The organism is Streptomyces physcomitrii (genome assembly GCF_012273655.1).
GTDB lineage: Bacteria > Actinomycetota > Actinomycetes > Streptomycetales > Streptomycetaceae > Streptomyces > Streptomyces physcomitrii.
The window spans coordinates 152,987-178,093 of record NZ_JAAWWP010000002.1 but is presented as its reverse complement, the minus strand read 5'-3'; the positions used below and the strand labels follow the sequence as shown (position 1 = coordinate 178,093).

20 protein-coding genes and 2 pseudogenes are annotated in these 25,107 nt (G+C 74.1%); 10 read left to right on the top strand and 12 right to left on the bottom strand.

What is annotated here, in order from left to right:
- Positions 1-70: 70 nt before the first annotated feature.
- A complete protein-coding gene (locus HFV08_RS03975; RefSeq protein ID WP_168535931.1) occupies positions 71-586 on the bottom strand; it encodes a MarR family winged helix-turn-helix transcriptional regulator in 516 nt (171 codons plus the stop codon).
- 258 nt (positions 587-844) lie between these two features.
- Here HFV08_RS03975 and ilvA point away from each other — a divergent pair, with 258 nt between their 5' ends.
- From ilvA to HFV08_RS03960, 3 genes are all read left to right on the top strand, one after another.
- Positions 845-2,074, top strand: a complete 1,230-nt coding sequence (gene ilvA, locus HFV08_RS03970) for a threonine ammonia-lyase (protein WP_168535929.1) — start codon at positions 845-847, stop codon at positions 2,072-2,074.
- A gap of 553 nt (positions 2,075-2,627) precedes the next feature.
- Entirely contained in the window at positions 2,628-3,641 is a 1,014-nt protein-coding gene (locus HFV08_RS03965) for an ATP-binding cassette domain-containing protein (RefSeq protein WP_168535927.1), read from the top strand.
- A complete protein-coding gene (locus HFV08_RS03960; RefSeq protein ID WP_168535925.1) occupies positions 3,638-4,495 on the top strand; it encodes an ABC transporter permease in 858 nt (285 codons plus the stop codon). The genes HFV08_RS03965 and HFV08_RS03960 overlap by 4 nt, the downstream gene beginning before the upstream one ends.
- Positions 4,496-4,591: 96 nt before the next feature.
- Here HFV08_RS03960 and greA read toward each other — a convergent pair whose 3' ends face one another.
- Both greA and HFV08_RS03950 read right to left on the bottom strand, forming a co-directional pair.
- A complete protein-coding gene (gene greA, locus HFV08_RS03955) occupies positions 4,592-5,089 on the bottom strand; it encodes a transcription elongation factor GreA (RefSeq protein WP_040253125.1) in 498 nt (165 codons plus the stop codon).
- A gap of 187 nt (positions 5,090-5,276) precedes the next feature.
- Complete coding sequence (locus tag HFV08_RS03950) at positions 5,277-5,711, bottom strand: DUF4307 domain-containing protein (protein ID WP_168535923.1); 435 nt, start codon at positions 5,709-5,711, stop codon at positions 5,277-5,279.
- Between the two features lie 215 nt (positions 5,712-5,926).
- Here HFV08_RS03950 and mca point away from each other — a divergent pair, with 215 nt between their 5' ends.
- On the top strand, positions 5,927-6,808 hold the full coding sequence (mca, locus tag HFV08_RS03945; protein WP_168535921.1) for a mycothiol conjugate amidase Mca: 882 nt from the start codon (positions 5,927-5,929) through the stop codon (positions 6,806-6,808).
- Positions 6,801-7,094 (top strand): hypothetical protein, encoded by a 294-nt coding sequence (locus HFV08_RS03940; RefSeq protein WP_168535919.1) that lies wholly within the window; start codon positions 6,801-6,803, stop codon positions 7,092-7,094. Before mca ends, HFV08_RS03940 begins: the two co-directional genes overlap by 8 nt.
- Before the next feature lie 182 nt (positions 7,095-7,276).
- Here the strand turns inward: HFV08_RS03940 and HFV08_RS03935 are convergent, their stop codons facing one another.
- From HFV08_RS03935 to HFV08_RS03925, 3 genes are all read right to left on the bottom strand, one after another.
- Positions 7,277-10,495 (bottom strand): tetratricopeptide repeat protein, encoded by a 3,219-nt coding sequence (locus HFV08_RS03935; RefSeq protein WP_168535917.1) that lies wholly within the window; start codon positions 10,493-10,495, stop codon positions 7,277-7,279.
- A 125-nt stretch (positions 10,496-10,620) separates the two neighbouring features.
- Positions 10,621-11,793, bottom strand: coding sequence for an epoxide hydrolase family protein (locus HFV08_RS03930; RefSeq protein ID WP_168535915.1), 1,173 nt, complete (start codon positions 11,791-11,793; stop codon positions 10,621-10,623).
- 73 nt (positions 11,794-11,866) lie between these two features.
- Positions 11,867-12,442 carry a TetR/AcrR family transcriptional regulator gene (locus HFV08_RS03925; protein ID WP_168535913.1) on the bottom strand — a complete coding sequence of 192 codons (576 nt, stop codon included), beginning with the start codon at positions 12,440-12,442 and terminating at the stop codon, positions 11,867-11,869.
- Positions 12,443-12,551: 109 nt separating this feature from the next.
- On the opposite strand from HFV08_RS03925, the gene HFV08_RS03920 reads away from it, so the two are divergent.
- Positions 12,552-13,577, top strand: a complete 1,026-nt coding sequence (locus HFV08_RS03920) for an aldo/keto reductase (RefSeq protein ID WP_168535911.1) — start codon at positions 12,552-12,554, stop codon at positions 13,575-13,577.
- Positions 13,578-13,926: 349 nt separating this feature from the next.
- Here HFV08_RS03920 and HFV08_RS03915 read toward each other — a convergent pair whose 3' ends face one another.
- The 3 genes from HFV08_RS03915 to HFV08_RS03905 are packed head-to-tail and all read right to left on the bottom strand — an operon-like array spanning position 13,927 to position 16,869.
- A complete protein-coding gene (locus HFV08_RS03915; RefSeq protein WP_168535909.1) occupies positions 13,927-14,583 on the bottom strand; it encodes a response regulator in 657 nt (218 codons plus the stop codon).
- Positions 14,562-15,659, bottom strand: coding sequence for a hypothetical protein (locus HFV08_RS03910; protein WP_312885358.1), 1,098 nt, complete (start codon positions 15,657-15,659; stop codon positions 14,562-14,564). The genes HFV08_RS03915 and HFV08_RS03910 overlap by 22 nt, the downstream gene beginning before the upstream one ends.
- The gene (locus tag HFV08_RS03905; protein ID WP_246341490.1) at positions 15,652-16,869 is read right to left on the bottom strand and encodes a sensor histidine kinase; all 1,218 of its coding nucleotides are present in this window, start codon (positions 16,867-16,869) and stop codon (positions 15,652-15,654) included. Before HFV08_RS03905 ends, HFV08_RS03910 begins: the two co-directional genes overlap by 8 nt.
- A 274-nt stretch (positions 16,870-17,143) precedes the next feature.
- On the opposite strand from HFV08_RS03905, the gene HFV08_RS03900 reads away from it, so the two are divergent.
- Both HFV08_RS03900 and HFV08_RS03895 read left to right on the top strand, forming a co-directional pair.
- A complete protein-coding gene (locus tag HFV08_RS03900; RefSeq protein WP_168535907.1) occupies positions 17,144-18,082 on the top strand; it encodes a peptidoglycan-binding protein in 939 nt (312 codons plus the stop codon).
- A gap of 114 nt (positions 18,083-18,196) precedes the next feature.
- Positions 18,197-19,117 (top strand): peptidoglycan-binding domain-containing protein, encoded by a 921-nt coding sequence (locus HFV08_RS03895; RefSeq protein ID WP_168535905.1) that lies wholly within the window; start codon positions 18,197-18,199, stop codon positions 19,115-19,117.
- Between the two features lie 175 nt (positions 19,118-19,292).
- On the opposite strand, the gene HFV08_RS32470 is transcribed toward HFV08_RS03895, so the two are convergent.
- On the bottom strand, positions 19,293-19,457 hold the full coding sequence (locus tag HFV08_RS32470; RefSeq protein WP_376770554.1) for a hypothetical protein: 165 nt from the start codon (positions 19,455-19,457) through the stop codon (positions 19,293-19,295).
- A gap of 108 nt (positions 19,458-19,565) precedes the next feature.
- Positions 19,566-20,148: pseudogene (locus HFV08_RS32465) on the bottom strand (nSTAND1 domain-containing NTPase); the annotation flags it as partial.
- Between the two features lie 585 nt (positions 20,149-20,733).
- On the opposite strand from HFV08_RS32465, the pseudogene HFV08_RS32640 reads away from it, so the two are divergent.
- Positions 20,734-21,921: pseudogene (locus tag HFV08_RS32640) on the top strand (IS701 family transposase); the annotation flags it as partial.
- Positions 21,922-21,933: 12 nt separating this feature from the next.
- Here the strand turns inward: HFV08_RS32640 and HFV08_RS03880 are convergent.
- On the bottom strand, positions 21,934-23,856 hold the full coding sequence (locus tag HFV08_RS03880) for a helix-turn-helix domain-containing protein (protein ID WP_168535901.1): 1,923 nt from the start codon (positions 23,854-23,856) through the stop codon (positions 21,934-21,936).
- Between the two features lie 464 nt (positions 23,857-24,320).
- On the opposite strand from HFV08_RS03880, the gene HFV08_RS03875 reads away from it, so the two are divergent.
- Positions 24,321-25,097, top strand: a complete 777-nt coding sequence (locus HFV08_RS03875; RefSeq protein WP_168535900.1) for a 2,3-dihydro-2,3-dihydroxybenzoate dehydrogenase — start codon at positions 24,321-24,323, stop codon at positions 25,095-25,097.
- The last annotated feature ends 10 nt before the right edge of the window (positions 25,098-25,107 follow it).

Here is a 25,107-nt window from a genome sequence, read left to right as displayed (position 1 = left end):
CCGGGCCCAGGTCAAGAGCCCTGCGCGAGGTACCCGGCACCGGCGGTGAGCGGCGCCCCGCCGCGGGCGGTCAGTTGGCGGGCGGAAGGGTGTCGTCCGCCGGGAGCGGGCTGGCCGCCATGCGGGCCGCGAGGGCCAGGTTGAACCGGGTGAGCAGGGTGCAGAACCGGCTGCGGTCCTCGGGCTCCCAGTCCTCGGTGAGCTGCTCCATCAGCTCCCGGCGCGAGGCGCGGACCTCGGCCAGGCGCGCGATGCCGCGCGGGGAGAGCTGGAGGACGACCGCCCGGCCGTCCTCGGGGTGCGAGGTCCGCTTGACCAGGCCGCTCTCGACGAGGGGCGCCACCTGGCGGGTCACGGTCGAGGAGTCGATTCCCATGCTCGCCGCGAGCGCCTTCACGCCCATCGCGCCTTCCTTGTCCAGGCGGTTGAGCAGCAGATACGCGGCGCGGTCCATGGAGTTGCGCAATTTCCCGACCCCGCCGAGGCGGGTCTGCTCGGCACGGCGCGCGAAGAGCGCGACCTCGTGCTGCAGGGTGTCGAGGAGGCCGGCGTCACCGGCGGTAGTCATGTCCTGAGTGGTGGGCATGGCCGGATGCTCACTTCATGTATGGGAGTGGGAAGGGAGGCGGATCTTCTGCGGGGGGTGCGGGACTTGGTTGGGGGACAGGGTACGCGGAGACGGCGCATCTCGTACCGCCGGTGCACAAACCAGTCTGGACACGGCAGCGTCACGGGTCAGGCCTGTTCAGCGGCTTGACGACTGGCAGCCGGGGCACAGCGCCGGGGAGCAGGGCCGTTCCCGCGGGCGGCGGACCGGGGTGCGCGCGGCTGCGAGACTTGGGCCATGAGCTATCGCCGCGCCCGCCCGCTGCCCGCCGTGACCCTGGACGATGTGCGCGGCGCGCAGAAGATGCTCGCCGGGGTGGCGCGGACGACCGCCCTGGAGGGCAGCCGCCACCTCAGCGCGCTGGTGGGCGCCCCGGTCCACCTCAAGTGCGAGAACCTCCAGCGCACCGGCTCCTTCAAACTGCGCGGCGCCTACGTCCGCATCTCCGGACTGCTGCCCGAGGAGCGCGCCGCCGGAGTGGTGGCCGCCAGCGCGGGCAACCACGCCCAGGGCGTCGCCCTCGCCTCCTCCCTGCTCGGGGTGCGCTCGACGGTCTTCATGCCCGAGGGCGCCCCGCTGCCGAAGGTGGCCGCGACCCGCGAGTACGGCGCCGAGGTCCGGCTGCACGGCCAGGTCGTCGACGAGACCCTGGCCGCCGCCCAGGACTACGCGGCCCGCACCGGCGCGGTCTTCATCCACCCCTTCGACCACCGGGACGTGATCGCCGGGCAGGGCACGGTCGGCCTGGAGATCATCGAGCAGTGCCCCGAGGTGCGCACCATCGTGGTGGGCGTCGGCGGGGGCGGCCTGGCGGCCGGGATCGCGGTCGGCGTCAAGGCGCTGCGGCCGGACGTACGGGTGATCGGCGTCCAGGCGGCGGGCTCCGCGCCGTACGTGCCCTCGCTCGCGGCGGGCCGCCCGGTGTCCGTGGAGCACCCGGTGACCATGGCGGACGGGATCAAGGTGGGGCGCCCCGGCGAGGTGCCCTTCGCGATCCTCGCGGAGCTGCTCGACGGCGTCCGCACCGTCACCGAGGACGAGCTCTCCAGCGCCCTGCTGCTCTGCCTGGAGCGCGCCAAACTGGTCGTCGAACCGGCCGGGGCGAGCCCGGTGGCCGCCCTGCTCAGCGACCCGCGCGCCTTCGAGGGCCCGGTGGTCGCCCTGCTCTCCGGCGGCAATGTCGACCCGCTCCTGATGCAGCGCATCCTGCGCCACGGCATGGCCGCCGCCGGCCGCTACCTCTCCCTGCGGGTACGCCTCACCGACCGCCCCGGCGCCCTCGCCACCCTGCTCGGCGAACTCTCCGCCGCCGACGCCAACGTCCTGGACATCTCTCACGTCCGTACGGATCCGCAGCTCGGCCTCAGCGAGGTGGAGGTCGACCTGCGGATGGAGACCAAGGGGCCGGAACACTGCACGGAGGTCGCGGAGCGGCTGCGGGCGGCGGGGTACACGGTCGGGGGGTGAGGGCCCGCGCGGCCCGGTTCGCGCGTCCCGGCTTGCGCGGCGGTGCGCGAACTCCGGCTGGGGTGGACCCGGGTGGATCGCAGCCGGTGGCGCTCCCGGGCGGATCGCGGCCCGTGGCCCCGGCGGGGCGGAGCGGGCCGTACCTCTTGCCTCTCGGCGGTCGGTCACCGCCCGCCGTCGGCTGCCCGATATACGTGCGATGCCGGACCCGGCGATTAATTCCGGGGCCGATGTCAGACCCGGCTCGTACGCTTCCCCGGGAAGTGAACCGGCGCCTCCCGTTCGCCCGCGAAAGCGGCTTGAGGAGACGCGATGTATCGCGTTAGTCTGTGGTCCACCTCACGTGCCGCCGCCGCGTGTGCGGGTGCACGGGTACCCGCCGGTCGCTTCCTGCCTGCCTCCTGTAGCCCTGCGCCCGTCCCGTCCGTACTTCTCCGCCTCGTCCTCCCCTCCCCTCCCCTCCTCCCCTCCTCTTCTCCCCCTTCTCCCCTCCTCTCTTCTTCCCTTCCTCGCCGACCGTGAGTCGGGCGGCCCGACCCCTTGGAGCTCTCTCATGCCAGGCGCCATCCATGCCGAAGGTCTGGTGAAGACCTTCGGCGACGTCAGGGCGCTGGACGGCGTCGATCTCGACGTACCCGAAGGCACCGTGCTCGGCCTGCTCGGGCCGAACGGCGCGGGGAAGACCACCGCCGTGCGCTGTCTGACGACCCTGCTGCGGCCGGACAGCGGCCATGCCACCGTGGCCGGGATCGACGTGGTCAAGCACCCGAACCAGGTGCGGCGCTCGATCGGCCTGTCCGGGCAGTTCGCGGCGGTCGACGAGTACCTCACCGGCCGCGAGAACCTCCAGATGGTCGGCGAGCTGTACCAGATGAAGGCGAAGGCCGCGAAGGCCCGCGCCGCCGAGCTCCTGGAGCGCTTCCACCTCGCCGACGCCGGGGACCGCACCGCGAAGACCTACTCCGGGGGCATGCGCCGCAGGCTCGACCTCGCCGCGGCCCTGGTCGTCTCGCCGCCGGTGATGTTCATGGACGAGCCGACCACCGGCCTCGACCCGCGCAACCGCCAGGAGCTGTGGGACGTCATCCAGGAACTCGTCGCGGGCGGTACGACCCTGCTGCTCACCACGCAGTACCTGGAGGAGGCGGACCACCTCGCGCACGACATCTGCGTGGTGGACCACGGCCGGGTCATCGCCCGCGGCACCGCCGACGAGCTGAAGGCCCGCACCGGCGGCGAACGCGTCGAGGTCGTCGTGCACGACCGCGCCCACCTCGCCTCCGGCGCGGAGATCCTCGCCGCCTTCGGCAAGGGCGGCCAGGTCACCACCGAGCAGCACACCCGCAGGCTCACCGTCCCGGTGACCGGCGGCGCCAAGCTGCTCGCCGAGGTCATCCGCGAACTGGACGCCCGCGGCATCGAGATCGACGACATCGGCCTGCGCAGGCCCACCCTCGACGACGTCTTCCTCTCCCTCACGGGGCACCGCGCCGAGGAGGAGAAGAAGGACGAGGCCGGCCCGGAAGCGGAAGACTCCCCGAAGGACACGAAGGAGACCAGCAAGTGAGTACGGTGTCCCAAGCCGCCGAGGCCCGCGTCCCGGCCGTCAGCGGCGGTTTCGGCAGCGCGGTGCGCGACTGCCTCGTCGTCGCCCGCCGCAACCTCGTCCGGATGGTGCGCATCCCCGAGGTGCTCATCTTCGGCATGATCCAGCCGGTCATGTTCGTGGTGCTGTTCACCTACGTCTTCGGCGGCTCCATCCAGGTCGGCGGCTCCCTGTCGACCAGCGCCTACCGCGAGTTCCTGATGGCGGGCATCTTCGCGCAGACCGTCACCTTCGCCACCGCGGGCGCCGGTGCGGGTATCGCCGAGGACATGCACAAGGGCCTCATCGACCGCTTCCGCTCGCTGCCGATGGCCCGCGGCGCCGTCCTCACCGGCCGTACGCTCGCGGACCTCGTCCAGACCGCGCTGACCCTCGTGGTGCTCGCGGGTGTCGCGCTGCTCGTGGGCTGGCGGGTGCACACCAACGCGGGCAAGGTGCTGCTCGGCTTCCTGCTGCTGCTCCTGCTCGGGTACGCCTTCTCCTGGATCGGCGCCCTGATCGGGCTGACCGTGCGCACCCCGGAGGCGGCCACCTCCGGCGGACTCATCTGGCTGTTCCCGCTGACGTTCATCTCCAACGCCTTCGTGGACGCCAACAAGATGCCGACCTTCCTGCGGCACATCGCCGAGTGGAACCCCTTCAGCACCACGGTGCAGGCCTGCCGGGAACTCTTCGGCAACCTCCCGCCCGGCTACCGGACCCCGGACGCCTGGCCGATGCAGCACCCGGTGCTCGCCTCGGTGCTGTGGTCGCTGGTGATCCTGGTCCTCTTCCGCACCCTCGCGGTGCGCAAGTACCGCAAGGGCTCCGCCTGATCCCCGCCCGCGGGGGCCGCACGGACGACGCCCCCGGTACCCGCTCTCGGCGGGGTCCGGGGGCGTTCGCGCAGGCGGGCCGGGGTTCCTGCGGGCTCAGCCGTTGTAGGGCTTGCCGTCGAGGATCTTCACGGAGGCGAGCTTGCCGTTGGGCAGCTCGTACTCGACCGTGTCGCCGATCTTGTGCCCGTTGACGCCGCTGCCGAGCGGCGACTGCGGGGAGTACGTCTCGATCTCCTCGCTGGCGTACTCCCGCGAGGCCATGAGGAAGCTCAGGGTGTCGTCCTCGTCGCCGTCGAAGGCGATCGTCACGACCATCCCGGGCGCGATCACGCCGGTGTCCGCGGGCGCCTCGCCGACCTTGGCGTTCTCCAGGAGCTGGGTGAGCTGGCGCACCCGGAGCTCCTGCTTGCCCTGCTCCTCCTTGGCCGCGTGGTACCCGCCGTTCTCGCGCAGGTCGCCCTCCTCACGCGCCGCCTCGATCTTCTTCGCGATCTCGGTGCGCGCGGGACCAGACAGGTACTCCAGCTCCGCCTTCAGCTGGTTGTACGCCTCCTGGGTGAGCCAGGTGACGTTCTCGCTGGTCTGGGTCACAGGTGCTCCTCGTAGGTACTGGGAAGACAAAGCATCGCCCTACCCAGAAGCATGTTCCTTCACGGAAGGGCGAAACCACGAGCCTAACAATTCCCCCGCGAAACGGGGAGGACATATGTCATCCAGAAGAGGTCGTTCCAGGTCAGCGCCGGTCAAAGGGGGCGGACCCGGAGAGCCGGGCGAGGGCTCAGCCGGTGTGGCAGCCCACCAGCTCCGCGCTGGTCCCGCGCGCCGTGGTGCGCAGCGTGACGACCTTGTCGATCCGGTCCCGGTCCTGGTCGAAGCGGAAGTCGGCCCGGCCGACCTCGGTGCCGTCCGCCGAGCGGGAGCGCAGGGTGCAGTAGCCGTCGGTGCCCGCGTCCTTGCGTACTTCGAGATGGACCTCGACCGAGCGGTCCGAGACGGCCTGGAACTTGATGACCTCGCCGCTGATCCGCTGCCCGGTCACGTAGTCGTAGCCGAACCAGCCGACGACGCCGAGCAGCAGGACGCCGAGGACCGCCCCGAGGGTCTTCAGCCTGCGGTCGGTGCGCGCGTCCGCCTCCTCGGCGGTGCGTCCGTAGCGGCCCTGGGGCGGCTGGGCCGCGTCCTTCGCGCGCTCGCCCTCCACCGCGGAATCCATCGCATGTCCTCTCGTGGGCGATACGCCCGGGGTACCGGAATTTTTCGCCCGCTGCTTCGGTCACTATAGAAGTCGCGCAGTGCGGACCGGCCGCCGCCCCGGGGCCGCCGCAAGGCCGTCCCGCCGCGGGTGCCCGCCCCGGCGGGAGGGGGACGGACCGACCGGAACGCCGGATCACCCACCACGACCCACCATCACTCAACGAGGATCGAGCTTTGACTGAGCAGCTGCGACTGATGGCCGTGCACGCCCACCCCGACGACGAGTCGAGCAAGGGCGCCGCCACCATGGCCAAGTACGTGTCCGAGGGGGTGGACGTGCTGGTCGTGACCTGCACGGGCGGTGAGCGCGGCTCCATCCTCAACCCCAAGCTCCAGGGCGACCCGTACATCGAGGAGCACATCCACGAGGTGCGCAAGAAGGAGATGGACGAGGCCCGCGAGATCCTCGGCGTCCGCCAGGAGTGGCTGGGCTTCGTCGACTCCGGACTGCCCGAGGGGGACCCGCTGCCGCCGCTGCCGGAGGGCTGCTTCGCGCTGCAGGACGTGGACGAGGCGGCCGGCGCCCTGGTCCGCGCGATCCGCTCCTTCCGCCCCCAGGTCATCACCACCTACGACGAGAACGGCGGCTACCCGCACCCCGACCACATCCAGACCCACAAGATCTCGATGGTGGCCTTCGACGCGGCGGCCGACACCGTGAAGTACCCGGAGGCCGAATTCGGCGCCCCCTACCAGCCGCAGAAGCTCTACTACAACCAGGGCTTCAACCGCGCCCGCACCGAGGCGCTGCACCAGGCCATGCTGGACCGGGGCCTGGAGTCCCCGTACGCGGACTGGCTGAAGCGCTGGGAGAAGATGGGGATCCCCGAGCGCACCCTGACCACCCATGTGAGCTGCGGCGACTTCTACGAGATCCGGGACAAGGCGCTGATCGCGCACGCGACGCAGATCGACCCGGACGGGGCCTGGTTCCGGGTGCCGCTGGAGATCCAGCGGGAGGCCTGGCCGACCGAGGAGTACGAGCTGGCGAAGGCGCTCGTCGATACCTCCCTCCCCGAGCACGACCTCTTCGCGGGCATCCGGGACAATGCCTGATATGAGCGCAAGCGCAAGCCTGGCAATGACCCAGTTCGTCCCGCTGGCCAAGGAGCTGGACGAGAACAAGGTGACCCCGGGCGTTCTCGGCTTCATCGTCTTCGCGGTGATGGCAGTCGCCGTATGGGCACTGATGAAGTCGATGAACCGCCATATGAAGCGGGTCGACTTCGAGGAGGCCCCCGAGGAGACGCCCGCGGCGGCCTCCGAGGCGGCCGACGGGACCGCCCCCGAGGGGCGCCCGCAGGACAAGGCCGCAACCCGGGGCGCCGCGAAGCGCGGTTAGAGCCGGCTGCCTGCCTGCCTGCCTGCCTGCCTGCCTGCCCGCCCGTCCGCCGTGCCGCCCGCCCGGCTGCCCGTCTGCCCGCCCTTCCGCCCGGCCGGGACCCGGGCCCCGCGGTCGGGCCCCGGCAGCGCGGGGCGGCCGGGACCGGAGCCGGGGCGATGTGCCGACCGCCCCCGGCCCCGTCACGGGGCCGCGGGCACCGGGACTCCCATGACCTCCCGGGAGTGCCGGTTCGGGACCATCCCCAGCGACCAGGCCTGCCAGCCCGCGTCCAGGTCCACGCCCCGCTCCAGGAGCAGGGCGTAGGCCTCCAGGCAGTCCTCCAGGCGGGCGTCCCGCGCCGGATGCCCGGAGCGGGCGAGCTGGGCCAGCTCCTCCTGGGCGACGGCGGTGCCGATCTCGGTGCCGCCCGGTGAGGCGTACGGCAGCAGGGTGCAGCGCAGAAACTGCGCCCAGTCCGCGCCGCGCCGGTCCTCGTACGAGGCGAAGAGGGCGGCCGCCTCCTCGCAGAGGCCGAGGGCCGCGGGGGTGCGGGCGTTCCCGGCGTCGACGACGGCGAGTTCGAGCAGGGTCCAGGCCTCGCCGTGCGCGACGCCGATGCGCCGGAAGTCGGCGCGCGCGTCGACCAGGAGCTGGCGGGCGAAGCCGCTGTTGCGCAGCGAGCCGGTCTGCGCGGCCCGCAGGTCCCGGGTGGCACGGGCCGAGTGGTGCCGGGCGCAGGCCAGCCCGTACACGTCCCGCATCCGGGAGAACATCGTGCGGGAGCGCTCCAGTTCGCGTACCGCCTCCTCCAACTGCCCGCTCTCCTCCAGGGCTTGGCCCAGGTAGTACAGGCTCCAGGCCTCGCCGCGCGCGTCCTCGTTCTCCCGGTGCCGCCCGGCCGCCGCCCGCAGCCCCTCGACCGCCTCGGCGGCGTCGCCCTCGACCAGGCGGGCGCGGGCCAGCTGGGTCAGCGCCCAGGCCTCGCCGCGCTGGTCGCGGGTGCGGCCGTACAGCTCCAGGGCCTGCCTCAACTCCTCCTCGGCGCGCGGGACTTCGCCCCGGCGCAGAAAGACCTGGCCGAGCTGGAAGTGCGCCCAGGCCTCGCCGTGCACCGACTCGCCCTCGCGGTGCAGGACCAGGGCCGTGTTCAGCAGCGACAGGGCCCGGCCGAGCAGACCGCGGTCGCGCTCCACGGCGGCCAGGGCGTGCAGGGTCCAGGCCCGGTCGGCGGCGAGTACCGGCGCGGCCTGGAGGTCCAGCGCCTCGCTCAGCTTCTCGGCGGCGCCGCTCAGATTGCCCTGGTGGTGCAGGGTGATGCCGAGCGAGCCCAGCGCCCGGGCGGCGCCCGCCTCGTGGTGCGCCTCGAAGTAGAGGTCGACCACCGAACTCAGCGTCGTACGGGCGGTGTCCAGCTCACCGAGCTGGCGGGCCGCGATACCGGTGCGCCACTGCACACTGCGCACCAGCAGCCCCTGGTCCACCGCCTGGGTCAACTCGCTGATCTCACCGAGGCGGTAGAGGTCGCCGCGCAGCAGGCAGTAGTCGCACAGTGCGCCCAGGAGGTTCAGTACGGCTCCCTGGTCGACGCCCTCCGCGTGCCGCAGCGCGGCGGTGATGAAGCTCGACTCGTCGTCCAGCCAGCGCAGCGCGGCGTCCAGCGAGGTGAAGCCGTGCGGGCCCACCGCGCTGGAGTGGAAGGCGCTGTCGGCGCGGGTGGAGGTCTTGCCGTCGACCAGGCGGATCACCGAGTCGGCCAGCTCGGCGTAGTTGACGATGAGGCGTTCCTGCGCGGCGGTGCGCTCGGCGGGCTCCTCCTCGTCGAGCAGCCTGGCGTGCGCGAAGCCGCGTACCAGATCGTGCAGCCGGTAGCGGTCGCCGCGGACGTGGTCGAGCAGACCGGTCCGGGCCAGCTGCTCCAACTGCCGTGCCGCTTCCGGCTCTTCGGTGGCGAGCAGGGCCGCGGCGGCGGCCACGCCGAGCGAGGCGCGCCCGGCGAGCGCGAGGCGGCGCAGCAGCCGCCGCGCGGTGTCGGACTGGTCGGTGTAGCGCAGCCACAGCACCCGCTCGACGGGTTCCACGGGCCCGTAGGCGGCCAGGTCCTCGGCGAGGCGGTGCGCGGTGCGCGGCCCGAGCGCGGAACCGGCGATGCGCAGCGCGAGCGGCAGCCCGCCGCACAACTCCCCGATGCGGGCAGCGGATTGGGAGTCGTAGGGGCCGGAGTCGTCCTCCGCCGACTCGCGCAGCAGCTCCTCCGCGCCGGTCTCCGCCAGGGATTCGACGGCCAGTTGGTGCACCCAGGCGTCGAGGTCCGGCGGCAGGTCGAGCGGCTTGGCCGTGGTGACCAGGACCAGGGAGTGGGAGCGCTCCGGGAGCAGGGCGCGCACCTGCTCGGCCTCGCGCACCTCGTCCAGGACCACGATCACGTCGAGACCGGTCAGATGCTGGTGGTACAGCTCGGTCAGCCGCCGAACCTGCTGCTCCGGCGAGGAACGCTCACGGAACAGGAGCTGTTCACGGGGCGCGCCGAGGCGGTTGAGCAGGTGCAGCAGGGCGTCCCGGACGGACAGCGGCGGCGAGTCCGGGCCCTCGCCGCGCAGGTCGACCACGCAGGCGCCGCGGAACTGGTCCTTGAGATCCTGCGCGGCCCGCACCGCGAGCGTGCTGCGTCCGGAGCCGGGCGCCCCGTGCAGCACCACCACGGTCGGCTTGGTCCGGGTGCTGGCACGGGCCGCGTGCACCCACTGCGCGATACGCGACATCTCCGCCCGGCGCCCCGCGAACACCCCCACCGGCTCAGGGAGTTGGGCGAAGGAGTGCTCCAGGACACTGCGCCGCCGGGCCGCCGCGCTCTTGTCCGTACGGCGCAGCTTGGGCGCGGCCTTCTTGCTCCCGGTGCTCGCGGTCAGCACCCGCTGCTGGTCCAAGAAGGGCCGGATACCGCGGACTTCGAGCGCGGTGAGCCACTGGAGTCTCAACTGCTCAGGCCCGCCTGGCTGGTTGAGCGCCCCGGCGTGCCTGCTCGCCGCCGGGAGATGTGCGGCGGTCACCTTGACCACGGTGGTGGCGGCACCCGCCACCGCGACGGTGGCCCCGGCGCCCACCGCGGTGCCGGGGCCGGTACCCAGCGCCAGGTCCGCGACACAGGCGGCCAGCGCGGCAACTCCCGCCACCAGCAGGGGAGTTCCGCCGCCCTCCCGCGCGAAGCGGCGACCGAAGCCGATCTGCCCCGCCGCCGCCTCGTCCAGCGCCTTCGTATAGGCCGCGTACTCCTCGGCCGCCGTCCGCGCCATGCCGTCCAGCGCGGCCCGCGCCCGCGCGAGCAGCACCTCCCCGTCCGTACGCCCGCCGGAGCGGCGCGCCTCCTCCTCCACGGCCCGGACCAGTAGCCGGTCCGCGTCGGCCCGGTGGCTGTCCCGCATCTCGTCCCCCTTCACCTGCTTTGTCGCACACAATCCGTCAAGTGTCCTGCGTACAGAGGCGGAAGGCGAGGCAGCGCACGGATGGGTGACGGGTGGGGTGGGCGGGGTGGAAAGCTCTGGACGGCTCACCGCCCCCGGAACGGCCGGAAGAACGAGCGGAGTTCCTCCGCGTAGCGTTCCGGCTGTTCGAACGGGGCGAAGTGGCCGCCGTGTTCGGGTTCGGTGAAGTAGACCAGGTTGGTGGTGCGGGCCAGCCACGCGCGGGGTGGGCGGACGACGTCGCCGCCGAAGAGGGAGAAGCCGGAGGGGACCTCGACGCGGCGGGTGAGCCGGGCCGGGTCGAGGGCGGCGTTCGCGTGGTACATCCGCATCGAGGAGCCGATGGTGCCCGTCAGCCAGTACAGCATGACGCCGGTGAGGATCTCGTCCTTGGTGTAGACCCGCTCGATGTCGCCCCCGCAGTCGCTCCAGGACCGGAGCTTCTCGACGATCCACGCGGCCAGCCCGGCCGGTGAGTCGGTGAGCCCGAAGGCCGCGGTCTGCGGCTTGGTGCGGTGCATCGCCCCGTAGGCGCCCTCGCTCGCGCCCCAGCGCCGGGCCTCGGCGAACCAGGCGCGCTCCTCGGGGGTCAGCTCGGCCGGGTCGCCGGTGAAGACGGGAAGGCCGCCGTCCGTGCGGTGCACCGCCACCACGCGGTCGGGGTGGTCGAGGGCGAGGTAGCGGCTGACGTGGCTGCCCATGTCGCCGCCCGCGGTGCCGAAGCGCGGGTAGCCGAGGAGCGACATCAGCTCGGCCCAGAGTCCGGCCACCGCGGGGGAGTCGAGCGGCGGGCCGGTGGGGCGGTCGGAGTAGCCGAAGCCGGGCATGTCCGGCACGATCACGTCGAAGGCGTCGGCCGGGTCGGCGCCGTGCGCGCCGGGATCGGTCAGCAGCGGGACGACCTTGGTGTACCGCCAGAAGGAGTCCGGCCAGCCGTGGCAGAGCACCAGCGGCAGCGCGGCGGAGGCCGGCGCCGCGGCCCGGGCGTGGACGAAGTGGATCCCGAGGCCGCCGACGCGGGCGCGGAAGCGGGGCAGGCGCCCCAACTCCGCCTCCCGGGCGGGCCAGTCGAAGCCGTCCGCCCAGTAGGCGACCAGCTCGCGCAGGTAGTCGAGGTCGGTGCCGAGGGACCAGCCCGCCTCCTCGGGCGCGTCCGGCCAGCGGGTGGCCCGCAGCCGGGTGCGCAGCTCGCTCAGGGCGGCGGGGTCCGCCCGCGGGGCGAAGGGCCGGGGCGGAACGGTGTCGGGGGAGTGGCTCATGGTTCTCGTCCTCCGGTGGGTGGTGGCCCCTCGCGCGGTCCGCCGGGGCGCGTACGCGGGTGGGGGTGCGGGGCTACCGCCCGGCGCCGTGCCGGAGGCCGTCGATGAGCAGGGCGACCATCCGCTCGTCGGCGGCGCGGTCCGCGCCCGAGCAGAGGCGGGAGACGGCGTACAGCAGGTCCAGCGGTGCGATGTCGCCGCGGATCTCGCCCGCGGCGGCGGCCTTGTCGAGGAGCGCGCGCAGTACGGGCTCGAAGCGCTCCTGGAAGTAGGCGGGCAGCGGTTCGAAGGCGGGGTTGCCCGAGTGCAGGGCCGCGGAGAGGCCGCGTTTGGTGCCGACGAAGCCGGTGAAGCGCTCCAGCCAGCGGACCAGGGCCTCGAAGGGCTCGTGCGCGGCGGAGAGAGCGGCCGCCTCCTCGGCGCAGGCGTCCACCTCGTGCCGGAAGACGGCCGAGACGAGGTCGGAGCGCTCGGGGAAGTGCCGGTAGAAGGTGGCGAGGCCCACCCCCGCGCGGCGGGCGATCTCGCGCACCGGGGCGTCCACACCGGAGGCGAGGAAGACCTCGCGGGCCGCCTCGACCAGGGCGTCGATGCTGCGCTGGGCGTCGGCGCGCACCCGCCGTGCGGGCTTGGGAGTGGGCGCGCTCATGGACGGCTCCCCTCGCTTCCGTGCTCTTCGGTTGCTAACTGAGAAGGTGTTCCGTATTGTCTAACTGGTAAGGCGTTCCGTTTCGGCGATGCTAACACCGGAGGCTTCCATGCAGTACCGCACGCTCGGCCGCACCGGCATCCAGGTCAGCCCCTACTGCCTGGGCGCCATGATGTTCGGCGCCATCGGCAACCCGGACCACGAGGACGGGATCCGCATCATCCACAAGGCCCTCGACTCCGGGATCAACTTCCTGGACACCGCCGACATGTACTCCCGCGGCGAGTCCGAGACAATCGTCGGCAAGGCGCTCAAGGGGCGCCGGGACGAGGTCGTACTCGCCACCAAGTTCCACGGCGCCATGGGCGAGGACCCCAACCGGCGCGGGAACTCCCGGCGTTGGATCATGACGGCCGTCGAGGACTCGCTGCGGCGGCTCGGCACCGACCACATCGACCTCTACCAGGTGCACCGGCTCGACCCCGAGGTCGACCTGGAGGAGACCCTCTCCGCTCTCACCGACCTCGTCCGCGACGGCAAGGTCCGCGCGATCGGCTCCTCCACCTTCCCCGCCTCCGCCCTCGTCGAGGCCCAGTGGATCGCGGAGTCCCGCGGCCTGCAGCGTTTCCGCGCCGAGCAGCCCACCTACTCGATCCTCAACCGCGGCATCGAGAGCGAGATCCTGCCCCTCGCGCAGAAGTACGGCATGGGCACCCTGGTCTGGAGCCCGCTGGCCCAGGGCATGCTCACCGGCCGCTTCCGCAAGGGCGAGCAGGCCACCACCCACCGCGCACACCTCTTCGCGCACTACCGCGACGAACGCCGCCTGGACGTGGTCGAGCAGCTCATCCCGCTCGCCGAGCGCGCCGGGATGAAGCTGACCCATCTGGCGATGGCCTTCGCGATCGCCCACCCCGGCGTCACCTCCGCCATCATCGGCCCGCGCACCATGGAGCACCTCGACGACCTGCTCGCCGGGGCCGAACTCACCCTCGACGACGCCCTGTTGGACGCCCTCGACGAGATCGTCCCGCCCGGCACCGACGTCGGCCGCCTCGACATGGCCTACCAGCCGCCCGCCCTGCGGCAGGCGGTCCTGCGGCGGCGCCCGGCGGCGGAGCGCGCGGCGGCCTGAGGCGGCAACCGCGCGAGGACGGCGTACGGTTCGCCAACGGGACGTGCGCGTACCTCGGTCGACCCCGGCGCAGGGCCTGCGGCTCCTCGGTGCCGCGGGGAGCAGGTCCACCTCCTCGGCGGTTAGCTCCCGGTCGCCGACCGTCTCGCGGGGCTCGCGGTAGCACCGCCTCGGTGACTGCTTCAGCGGCCCGCCCATGCCGTCGGGGCCGATGTGCAGGACGGTGCCGCCGTCCCGGGAGGCGCCCAGGAAGGAGTGCTCCCCGTCGAGCGCGCTCTCGCGGGGGCCGGTGAAGGAGCAGGACCTCTCGTGGCCGGAATCGCCGAGCCGGTGGGGCGCGGCGCCCTCCTCACAGGTCGTCCACGCCGATCAGGCCGTCCTGGATCGCGCGGGCCAGGAGGGCCGCCTTGGTCGGAGCCTCCCGGCCGCTCATCGCGTACTTGATCCGGATGTGTTCGAGATGGGTGTTGACCGTGCTGGGGGAGATGCCGAGGCGGCGGCTCACGAAGTCCTTGGACTCGGACTGGAACCACTCGATGAGCACCTCGGTCTCCCGGGCCGAGAGCACCGGCCGGTCGGTGGAGCGGTCGCCTGCCAGCGCCCCCGCCAGCGAGGGCGGCGTGTACGCGCGGCCCGAGGCCGCCGCGGCGGCGGCTTCGAGGAGGTGCTCGGCGCCCTCGGCCTTCGTCAGATAGCTGAGCGCGCCCAACTCCAGGCACTGCAGGGCGATCTCGTCGTCCGCGCGCATCGAGTAGACGACCACCCGGCGCCCCGCCTCGGCCAGCCTGCGCAGCTCGCTCAGGGCCGGGGCCGGCCCGCCCAGGTGCAGGTCGAGGATGACCACATCGGCGGTGGCGCCCTCGCCGGTCCACGCGACCCGGACATCCTCACCGGAGGCGGCGACCGTGATCGGCGGACTGCCGGTGGACAGCCACTGGGCGACCCCGGCGCGTACCGCGGGGTGGTCGTCGACGATGACCGCGCTCAGCTCGGCGGGGTGCGCCATCTGGCCTCCAGTCGCAGGTGCTCGCCGTAGGCGCCGTGCTCGACGCGGACCTGGCCGGTGGAGGCGGTGACCCCGTCCGCACCGGCGTCGGCCACCACCGCGATGCGGATCTCCCGGTCGGTGCGCAGCACGCTCACCCTGGCACGACTGCGCGCCGCCGACAACGCGGTGACCACCGGGGCGGTCAGCTCTCGGCGCACCTGCGGCGGCACCGGCACCGCCGCGCCGCTGACCGCGAACGAGACGTCCACGCCCAGGCGTTCGGCCGCGTCCACGCAGGCGGTGACCTCGTGCACCAGAGGGTCGGGCACCTCGTCGTTCTCGGCGAACTGCCGCCGCAGCTGGGTCGCGGCCAGCGCGCACCGCCGCCGGGTGTCCTCCTCGCGCGGATCGAGGTCGCCGTCGGCCAGGCCCGCGAGCAGCGGCAGCGTCGAGCCCAACTGCCCGGCGAGGGCGCTGCGCTGGCCCTGCTCCCACTGCCGTGCGAGCAGTACCCGGGTCTCCAGGCGGTCCCGCTCCTCGGCCACCGCGGTCGCCTCCTGGCTCTGCCGCTGCAGCACACGCGTGATCACGACGACCGCCAACTGGACGCTGACCGCCCCGAAGGCGGCGGCGCCGGTCGCCCCGAACGCGGCGCGATCCGCCACCCCCGAGGACAGGAGCAGCCCGAGGCTCGCCACCAGGTGCGCGGCGAGCACGGCGACCAGTACCCGCACCCGGTCCAGGAGCAGCAACAGCAGGTGCCAGCCGACCAGGCCGAAGGACCAGTCGGGCGCCGCGTGGCGCTGCCCGGGCGCGGCCGCCGCCATGGCGCCGAACGAGGCCGCGAGCACGAGGACCGTACCGGCCGCGGCGACGGCCGCGGGCAGCGGCCGCCGCCGCAGCACCCACCCGCAGCAGACCGCGGTGACGCAGGCCAGGGCGACGAAGGCGGCCACGGCGAGCCAGCGGTGGCGGTACTCCCGGGTGAGCAGCGGTTGCAGCCCGAGGCCGAACTGCAGGGCGCCGGTGGCGCAGACCAGGACGATCCGCATCGTCGCGTGGACGTGGCCGTCCGCCGTGCGGTACTCACTCACCGGGCCACTCCAGCCGCACACTGGTGCCCGCGCCGGGCCGCGAGGTGACCGCGGCGCTGCCGCCCGCGGCGGCCATCCGCTCGACCACCGAGCCCCGGATGCCGCGGCAGGAGTCCGGGACCTCGTCGGGCCGGAAGCCCACCCCGCGGTCGGACACCACGACGACCACCCGCCCGCCCTCGCCGCGCACGCTCAGCTCCGCGGCGTCCACCCCGGCGTGCCGGGCGACGTTCACCAGCGCCTCGCGCACCGCGCGTACGAAGGCGAGCGCCACCGAAGCCGGGACCAGCGCGGTCCCCTCCGCCCGGACCTCGACGGCCGGGCGCCCCGTCCCGACCGCGGCACGCAGCGAGGCGGTCAGCTCCACGGGGCTGTCCTGCCGGGTCGCCCCGCCCGCGGCCCCGGTGAGCACCGCGAGATCGCGCCGGGCGTACGCGGCGACCTGCTCGGGACCGGTGTCCTCGACCCGGGCCGCGACCATCAGGAAGGTGGAGGCCGCGGTGTCGTGCAGCAGCGCCAGGTACTCGCGCTCCTGCCGCTTCCGGGCCAGCGACACCGCCTCCGCGCGGGCGAGCGCGGAGCGGCGCTCCCGCAGCTCGTCCACCCGCCGCCCCGACCGCCGGAGCAGGATGAACCCCAGCCGGGCCAGCAGGCATTCGAAGACCAGGCGCGGCAGCAGCGTGCCGGTGGCGCCGGTGCCCGCGGCCGCCACCTCCACCGCGAACAGCCCGGCCGTGACGGGCACCGAGACCGCCGGGGGCCACTCCCACTGGAGCGTGATCGCCGTGGTGGTCAGGGTGTTCAGGGCCCACAGGTTCAGCGGCCCGCCGGTCCACTCCTGGCTCGCGCCGACCGCCGCCACCCGCAGCACGGCGAACACCAGCGAGAGCGCCGCGCCCCGCCCGGTGTACGCCGCCCAGCAGTCCACCCCGGCCCCCGCGACGACCAGGGCGAGCAGGGCGAGGCCCAGCGGCAGCGCCCTGGCGGGCACCGCGAGCAGTCCGAACGCGCTGATGACGAGCACCGTGACCCCGCGCACGGGCGGCGCGAGACGGCGGGCGGAGGCCAAGAACCGCGCCTCGACGCTGCCTTGGGGGGAAGCCGTCGCGGCAGCCACCGGGCCGCTGTCGGTGATGCCCCGCCCCCGCGCGCGGGCGAACCCCACCACGCGCTCCACCGGGGCGGCTTCGCGAAACGCGGATCCGGGCATCGGATCACCGTCCTCCGGGTTGAGCCGGGCGTCTCGACCGCCGGGTGCGTCCCGGTGACGCGGGACTATACCGAAGCGGTACGACGGCTCCGCAGGTCGTGTGCGGGCTCGCGCACCGGGCCGGGCGGCTCCGCGGAGGCCGCGGGTGTCGGGGCAGAAGCGACTCGGGCGGACATCCCGCCTCCCGCGGGTCGGTCGAACACCCGATGCCGGCCCGCGCCCCCGTTGCTACGTTCGGCCGCATCACTGTTCCTCGACGCCGGGAGTCGGGTCGATGCCAAGAACGAACGTCAGTCGTGCGTGGCTCGCGATCGCCGCGCTGTGCGCCTTGCTGGTCTCCCTCGGCCTCGCGCAGACGGCCGCCGCCGCCCCCAACTGGCCGGTGCTGAGCACGGGTTCGTCCGGCCCGGATGTCGCGACGGCCCAGTACCTGCTCCGCGGCCAGGGCCACGACATCGCCGCCGACAGCCAGTTCGGGGCCGCGACGGAGGCCGCCACCGTCGCCTTCCAGCAGTCGAAGGGGTACGCGGCGGACGGTGTGATCGGTGCGGAGACCTGGCCGGGTCTGATCAGTACGGTGCGTGAGGGCGACAGCGGGGACGCGGTCGCGGCGGCGCAGACGGCGTTGAACAAGTTCGGTTACGGGCTTGCTGTCGACGGTCAGTTCGGTGCGGGTACCGCGAGCGCGGTGACGCGGTTCCAGAGCGACAAGGGCCTGTCCGCGGACGGCATCGTCGGCCCCGAGACCTGGCAGAACCTGCTGGGGCAGAGCGGCGGCGCCGCCGGTGCCTACGCGCTGCCCATCGCGCACGACGCCCTCTCCCGCGACCACTACAGCGTCCCGCACCACGACTACCCGGCGCTCGACCTGCCGGTGGGCACCGGGACCGCGGTGTACTCCGTGCACGCCGGTGTGGCGAACCAGATCGACAACGACCGGTGCGGACTCGGCTACGAGGTCACCGGCGACGACGGCGCCACGTACTACTACTGCCACTTCTCCGCGCACGGAGTCGGCTCCGGCGCCCGGGTCGACGCGGGCACCCAGCTCGGCCTCTCCGGGAGCACCGGCAACTCCACCGGTCCGCACGTCCACGTGGAGGTCGTGGCCGGCGGCGCCAACCGCTGCCCGGGGCCCCTCCTGACGGCCGTCTACGACGGCACCACCCCGCCGGCGGTCGGCGACCTGCCGACCAGCGGCTGCATCGAATAGCGGCTGCCGGGTCCCGGCGGGCAGGCCCCCCACGGCCGCCCGCCGGGACCCGGCACCGTTCACCCGTCCCCCCACCGCACGCACGAGCAGGAGTCCGAGTTGCACGCGAGAACGATGACCAGGAAACCGGCGGCCCCTCGGATATGGCTCGCGCTCACCGCGCTCTGTGCGGCCCTGGTGGTCTCCCTCGGCCTGATGCCGTCGGCGAGCGCCGCACCGGCCTGGCCCGCCCTCAAGAACGGCACCACCGGGGCGAACGTCACCACCGCCCAGTACCTGCTGCGCGGCCACGGCTACGACATCTCCGTCGACAGCGACTTCGGCCCGGCCACCGAGAACACCGTGGTCGCCTTCCAGCAGTCGAAGGGGTACGCGGCCGATGGTGTGATCGGTGCGGAGACCTGGCCGGGTCTGATCAGTACGGTGCGTGAGGGTGACAGTGGTGACGCGGTCGCGGCGGCGCAGACGGCGTTGAACAAGTTCGGTTACGGGCTTGCCGTGGACGGTCGGTTCGGTGCGGGTACCGCGAGCGCGGTCACCCAGTTCCAGAGCGACAAGGGCCTGTCCGCGGACGGCATCGTCGGCCCCGAGACCTGGCAGAACCTGGTCGGCACCGGCGGCGGCGACGACGGCGGCGGCTGCGTGGTCCCGAGCGAGCCCGATCCCGAGGTCCTCAAGACCGTCTACCGGACCGGCGTCGACCTCGGCGTCAGCGACAAGGTGATGCTGGCCGGCTTCGAGGCGGGCGTCGTCGAGTCGAACATGAACAACCTCGACTGCGGCGACCGCGACTCGCTCGGCGTCTTCCAGCAACGCCCCTCGCAGGGCTGGGGCACGCCCGAGCAGATCATGGACGTCTCGTACGCCTCGAACGCCTTCTTCACCCCCGCCGTCCAGGTGGCCGCGGACAACCCCGACCTGTCCGCGGGCCAGGTGGCGCAGAAGGTGCAGGTCTCGGCCTACCCGGACCGCTACGACGCCGTGGAGGGCACCGCGCGTGAACTGATCGAGCGCGCCCAGCAGCTCCTCGGCTGACACCGGCGGGCACCGCCGCCCGCCAGACCCCCGGGTTTCCGGTCCCGTTCCCCCAGACGGGACCGGAAACCCGGCGCGCTACAGCAGCCGGTTCTCGGCGCCGCAACCGGAGTCCCGGCGCCGCAGACGACCGACGGCCACACGGTCCGCCAACTGCGCGCCGAGGAAGGCGAGGTCAGCTAATCGCCCGACACCGACAGCGCGCCCGCCGACGCCCCCGAGGGCAGCCGCTGCGGGCCCGCCGGTGCACCCGGACCAGCCGGGAGAGCAGCCGCCGGGCCACCTCCGCGTCCTCCGGCGGTACGTGTGCGGCCCGGACCTCCTCGGCGTGGTCGCCCAACGCCCCCGTGACACCGCCGAGTTGCTCGTACGCCCGGTGGGTGGGCAACCGGTTCCAGGAAGCCGGCGCGCAGGGTGGGCAGCATCCGTACGGTGCCGGGCAGCGCCTTGTCGTCGAGCAGGGCGGCGAACTCCGCGACGGCGTCCGGCTCCGGGCCGAGGACCTCCTCGAACCGGTCGACGACGACGAGGAGTCGGCGACCGCCGCGCAGCCGCAGCCGGGCCACCACGTCCGCGGGGCCGTGCTCACGCGGCACCTCGGCGAGTTCCGCGATCCGGCCGGGGCGCTCGGCCTCCGGAAGTCCGGGTTCGAGGTGCGGCAGCGGCCCCGCCGCGAAGGTGGTCGCCGGGCGGCTGTCGGGCGTCCGCCGCGGGACGACCACCTGGGCGCCCGCCGCGCGCGGCCGGGGCACCACACCGGCCAGGGCCGGCGAGGACGTGCCGGATCCGGAAGAGCCCACGACGGTGACCCGGCGCTCGGCGGCCAGTGCCCGCGCCACCGCCTCGCTCTCCGCCCGCCTGCCGTGGAAGAGCGCCGGGTCCTCCTCCTGGAAGGCGGCCAGTCCGCGGAAGGGCCGGGGCGGCCGGGTGATCTCGCGCAACTCCGGCCGGGCGGCCAGGAGTTGAGCCGTCGGGATCAGGCAGCTGACGGGCGGCCGACCGGACTCGGCGACCGCGAGCTTGCCGACCACGCCCGCGAGGCGTTCGTCCCGGACGGGTCCGCCGCTGAAGCCCCGGGAGACCGGAGACCCCTCGCCCACCAGGTCCGCCTGCCCCCAGCCGTCCGCCTGCCGCCCCCGCAGCACCCCCGCGTGCCACACCCCGCGTGCCACACCCCGCGTGCCACACCCCGCCCGGCCGCCCGGCGGGGCACCCCGCTCCGGCGACCCGGCGGTGCCGTGACGGCCGATGCGGCACCGCCCACGCACCTTCGGCGCCGGTGACCCGCGGCCGACCGCTCGGCGGCCTTCCGCCCGCGCGACGGAACCAATCCCTCCCCCCGCCCCGAACCAGGCGCGGCCGGGCGGAACCGGGGGATTGGGGAGGAAGGGGCGGCAGGTGGTGGGGGAGTCCCCTGTGCCTGGTGGTGCGGCACGCGGGAGGGAGCGCTCCGGGCGGGCGGCGGCGGCCGGAGGTGAGGGTCCGATCACTGTGCGATACCACCAGTGCGTGGTCCGGCACACCTGGGCCCGGTGCGAGTCCCCCGCCTACCTTTCCGAGGTGCCGATGGGACGTCAGCGCGGATGCACTTCAGTGACCACGCCCGGGGAGACCTCATGAACAGCACGACCTCGGCTGTGCCGCAGGGACCGCACGGGCCGTTGGCCGTGGGGGAAGCCTACGAGATCGTCCTCGACGAGCTGACCTCGGCCCTGTTCGCCTCGCTGCCCCGCAGCGACCAGCGCCGCCGGGGGGTCCAGTACATCCAGGGCCTGCTGCGCGCCCGGGGCCGCAAGTCGATCCGCAATATCGCGACGCTGATCGACGGAGCCGCCTCCGAGCAGAGCCTGCACCACTTCGTCTGCAGCTCCACCTGGGACTGGATGCCGGTGCGGCAGGAACTCTCCCGCTATCTCGACCGGTTGGCACCGCCGTACGCCTGGGTGGTGCGCCCCGTGCTGATCCCGAAGGCGGGCACCCACAGCGTGGGGGTGGGCAGGCGCTTCGTACCCGCGCTCGGCCAAGTGCTCAACGCCCAGCAGGCGGTGAGCGTCTGGGCGGTCTCGCCGCGGCTGAGCGCCCCCGTCAACTGGCGGCTGCACCTGCCCGGTCCGGCGGCGGACGGCACCCGGGCGGCGGCGGACACCACCCAGGCGGCGGACCGGGCCCCCGAGCCCCCGGCCCCCGGCGGCGGGACGCTGAGCGACTGCGTGGCCGAGACCTTCCTCGAGGTGGCCAACGGCTGGCAGCGCCCGGCGGTCCCGGTGGTCCTGGACGCCCGCGAACTGGCCGTACCCGCGCTGCTCGGCCGATTACGCGCGGCGGGCGTCCCGTTGATGCTCCGGGTGCGCCGCACGCTGCCGCTGACCCCGGCCGGTGCCGGGCAGCACGAGAGCGCGCTGCCGGCCCACCGGATCCTGCGGATGTCGGGGCTGCCGCACCGCCTGGCGCCGACCGCCGCGGCGGCGGGACGGGAGGGCCGCACCCTGGTCGCGAGTGTCCGGGTGAGCCTGCCGGGGAGCGCCGCCACCGCCGGGCCGCGCGGGGAGGGGGAGTTGGTCCTGCTCGGCGCCGGGCCGAAGGGGCGGCACTGGCCCACCGAGGTCTGGCTGAGCGACCTGGTGCACCACCGGCCCGCCGCGCTGCTCGGGCTCAGCCGGTCGGCCGCGCGGGTGGACCGCGACTTCGCCGAGATCGCCGACCGGGTCGGCGTACGGGACTTCGCCGGACGCTCGTACAACGGCTGGCACCGCCATGTCACCCTCGCCTCGGCCGCCCACACGGTGGCGGCGCTCGCCAGGAGTTCGGCCGCGCGGCTACCCGGGGCGCCCGGTGATCTCGTCCGGCGCGCCGCCGCGCCGCGCGAGCAGGGACTGCCGGATGCCGTGCAGCCGCAGGGCGAGCTGGATCTTCAGCGTGTGGTCGGGCTGCTGCCAGTCGGGGCCGAGCAGTCCGCCGATCCGCTCCAGCCGGCGGCTGACGGTGTTGGGGTGGACGAAGAGCTGCTGGGCGGCGTAGGTCGGGCTGCCGCCGGAGCGGAACCAGGCCTCCAGGGTCTTGGTCAGCTCGGTGAACCGCTGCCGGTCGTAGTCGAGGACGGGGCCGATCGCCGCGTGGACGAAGGCGGGGACGTCCCGGTCGTCGGAGAGCAGCGCCCCGAAGAAGCCGAGTTCGCGGGCGGAGGCGGCGCAGCCGGTGGCGCCGAGGGCGATCATCGCGTCGAGGCACTGGTGGGCCTCCTCGAACGCGGCCGAGGCGGCGGCCTGGTGGGTCACGGGTCCCGCCCCGGCGAGGGTCACGGCCCCGTCGAGCAGCGGCGCCAGCTCGTCCATGACGGCGCGGGCGGCCTGGCCCGGGTCGGTGCCCGGCAGGACCAGGACGAGCAGATCGCGCCGCTCGCCCGCGAGCCCGCCGGTGCGGTGGGCGTGCAGCGCCGCCCAGGCGACCGCCCGGCCCAGCTCGCCGGTCTTCGTCAGGGCGACCAGGACGACATGCGGCCGCCCGGGGTCCAGGGGGTAGCGCCCGGTCTGCCCGACCAGCGGCGAGGGGCCGGTGAGCAGGTCGTCCAGGTGTCCGTCGCGGCGGCGGCCCGGGGCCGCGGAGGAACCGGCCTCGACGCCGAGCAGCAGCACGGCCATCGCCTCGGCGAGGATGCCGAGGACCTGTACGTCGGTGTCGGTGACCGGACGGTCCTGCCGCAGCAGGACGGTGCCGAGGGCCGTGCCCCGGGCCCTGACCGGGGCGGCCCAGCGGCCCTCGCCCAGGGCGACCGGGCGGCCCGCGGTGTGCGCGGCCACCGTCGCGGGCCCGTCGCCCTCCTCGTCGCCCCAGGCCGGGGCGCCGCCGGTGGTGTCGAGCACGGTGCCGTCGGCGGCGAGGACGCGCAGCGCGCCGCCGGTCCGGGCCGCGGCGGCCTCGGTCAGCGCGGAGGGGGCCGCCCCCTCCAGGGCCCGGCCGATCAGGCGGTGGTGCAGCTCGCGCAGCTCGGCGGTGGTCCGCAGCCGCCGCTCGGACTGCTCGTGGCGGGTGCTGAGGGCGGACAGCTCGGTGCGGGCCCGCTCCAGGGCGGTGGCCTTCTCCAGGGCGGCGCCCACGAGTTCGCCGAGCAGGCCCACCAGGGAGATCTCCTCGTGCGTGAAGTGCCGGGGGCTGCGGTCGGCGAGGTAGAGGGCGCCGCCGGGTCCGCCGCGGCCGAGCGGTGCCACCAGGACCCCGCGCACCCCCTCGGCCGCGACCGCCGCGTCCAGCGCGGGGCTGTGCCGGACGCGCTCGTCGTGCGGGTAGTCGGGGGTCCAGACCGGGATGGCGCCGGTGACCGCGGCGTCGCCGAGGTCGGCGAGGGTGGGCAGGGCGAGGCCGACGGTACGGGCCGAGACATGGCCGTCCGCCGCGCGGACGAGGGCCGGGCCGCCGTCCGCGCCGGGCAGCACGACGCAGGCCAGGTCGGTCCCGAGCAGCAGGCGGGCCCGCCGGGTGACCAGGTCCAGGAGGGAGCGCGGGCCGAGGGGCCCCGCGAGTTCCAGGGCGACGCTCAGCAGGGCGGACAGTCCGGCCTCCCGCTGGCGCCGCTGTTCGCACCGCTCGTGGACGGTCCGGGCGAGCCGGACCCCCTCCTCGACGGCCGCGAGGCTCCGCGCGTCCGACTCGCCGCGGCGGGCCCGGGCGGCGAAGGCCTGGAGCCGTTCGGCCGGAGCACCTTCGGCCAGCAGTTCCAGGATGGTGAGGGCGCTGGGCTCCACCCCGGTGATCTCCCGCCTCCCGGCTCTCCCGTCCTCCCCCTGAGAACCGTCCGATGCGCGGGATCATGACAAGAACATGTAACTGCCGCGGGGGCGGAGCGGACCGTTCATTTTCGGTCATCTGCTGTTCCGCCCGGGACGCGGCGGTGGCCCGGCGCCGCACGCCCGCTCCCCGCCGAGAGATGCTCAGCGGAGCGAAGACAGCGTTTTCTCGCCGCGGCGGGACCCTCCGCCGCCCTTCCCCTCTCCTGTTCCGGCGCCCCGACGTTGTCCGGTTCTGTACGTCCGGACCGCCTCCCGGCCGCGCCGGTACGGCTCGTCCCCTCCCCGGGGCCCCGCGTTAGCCGGGCCTCCCGCCTGCTCGGCCGCCGGGTCCTCGGCGGCCGTACGAGAGCCGTGCCCGGTGCCGTGTGGTGCCCGGGTCCGGTGGAATCCCCGTCAGTCCAGCCAACTTGGAGACGCTCATGCAGAACAAGGTCGCTCTGGTCACCGGCGCGGCGGGCGGTATCGGCGCTGCCGTAGCCCGGGCTCTGGTGGGGCGAGGGGTGCGGGTGGCGGCGGTCGACCGGGACGCCGGGCGCCTCGGCGAGACGGTCGCGGCCCTGGCCGGGGACGGGCACCGTATCGAGGCGTTCCCCGCGAACGTCTCCGACAGCGCCGAGGTGGACGCGGTGGTGGCCGCCGCCGAGAGCCGGCTCGGGCCGCTGGACTTCCTGGTCAACGTGGCCGGGGTGATGCGCTTCAAGCCGGTGCTCGACCTCACCGACGAGGACTGGCGGACCACCTTCGGCGTGAACGCGGACGGTGTCTTCCATGTCTCCCGGGCCGTGGTGCGCGCCATGGTCGCGCGCGGCGGCGGGGCCGTCGTCACGGTGGCCTCCAACGCCGCCCTGGTGGCGAGGACCGGGATGGCGGCCTACTGCGCCTCCAAGGCCGCCGCCACGCTGTTCACCAAGAGCCTCGGACTGGAGGTGGCCCGCTACGGGATCCGCTGCAATGTCGTGGCGCCCGGCTCCACCGACACCCCGATGCTGACCGGGATGTGGGACGAGGAGGACGAGAGCAGCCGCAAGGCCACCGTCGAGGGGTCCCTGGAGAGCTTCAAGGGGGGTATCCCGCTGGGCAAGCTGGCCGTGCCGAGCGATGTCGCCAACGCCGTCCTCTTCCTGCTGTCGGAGGAGGCCGGCCACATCACCCTGCACGAGCTGACGGTGGACGGCGGCGCCACGCTCGGCGTCTGACGCGCGGACG

What these genes read in the sequence shown, in the direction of transcription:
- HFV08_RS03975 (WP_168535931.1), bottom strand. Translation starts at nt 586, where the DNA reads ATGCCCACCACTCAGGACATGACTACCGCCGGTGACGCCGGCCTCCTC.
- HFV08_RS03920 (WP_168535911.1), top strand. Translation starts at nt 12,552, where the DNA reads ATGCAGTACCGCACGCTCGGCCGCACCGGCATCCAGGTCAGCCCCTAC.
- HFV08_RS03950 (WP_168535923.1), bottom strand. Translation starts at nt 5,711, where the DNA reads ATGGATTCCGCGGTGGAGGGCGAGCGCGCGAAGGACGCGGCCCAGCCG.
- HFV08_RS03925 (WP_168535913.1), bottom strand. Translation starts at nt 12,442, where the DNA reads ATGAGCGCGCCCACTCCCAAGCCCGCACGGCGGGTGCGCGCCGACGCC.
- HFV08_RS03915 (WP_168535909.1), bottom strand. Translation starts at nt 14,583, where the DNA reads ATGGCGCACCCCGCCGAGCTGAGCGCGGTCATCGTCGACGACCACCCC.
- HFV08_RS03930 (WP_168535915.1), bottom strand. Translation starts at nt 11,793, where the DNA reads ATGAGCCACTCCCCCGACACCGTTCCGCCCCGGCCCTTCGCCCCGCGG.
- ilvA (WP_168535929.1), top strand. Translation starts at nt 845, where the DNA reads ATGAGCTATCGCCGCGCCCGCCCGCTGCCCGCCGTGACCCTGGACGAT.
- HFV08_RS03940 (WP_168535919.1), top strand. Translation starts at nt 6,801, where the DNA reads ATGCCTGATATGAGCGCAAGCGCAAGCCTGGCAATGACCCAGTTCGTC.
- HFV08_RS03935 (WP_168535917.1), bottom strand. Translation starts at nt 10,495, where the DNA reads ATGCGGGACAGCCACCGGGCCGACGCGGACCGGCTACTGGTCCGGGCC.
- HFV08_RS03900 (WP_168535907.1), top strand. Translation starts at nt 17,144, where the DNA reads ATGCCAAGAACGAACGTCAGTCGTGCGTGGCTCGCGATCGCCGCGCTG.
- HFV08_RS03875 (WP_168535900.1), top strand. Translation starts at nt 24,321, where the DNA reads ATGCAGAACAAGGTCGCTCTGGTCACCGGCGCGGCGGGCGGTATCGGC.
- HFV08_RS03965 (WP_168535927.1), top strand. Translation starts at nt 2,628, where the DNA reads ATGCCAGGCGCCATCCATGCCGAAGGTCTGGTGAAGACCTTCGGCGAC.
- HFV08_RS03895 (WP_168535905.1), top strand. Translation starts at nt 18,197, where the DNA reads ATGACCAGGAAACCGGCGGCCCCTCGGATATGGCTCGCGCTCACCGCG.
- HFV08_RS03905 (WP_246341490.1), bottom strand. Translation starts at nt 16,869, where the DNA reads ATGCCCGGATCCGCGTTTCGCGAAGCCGCCCCGGTGGAGCGCGTGGTG.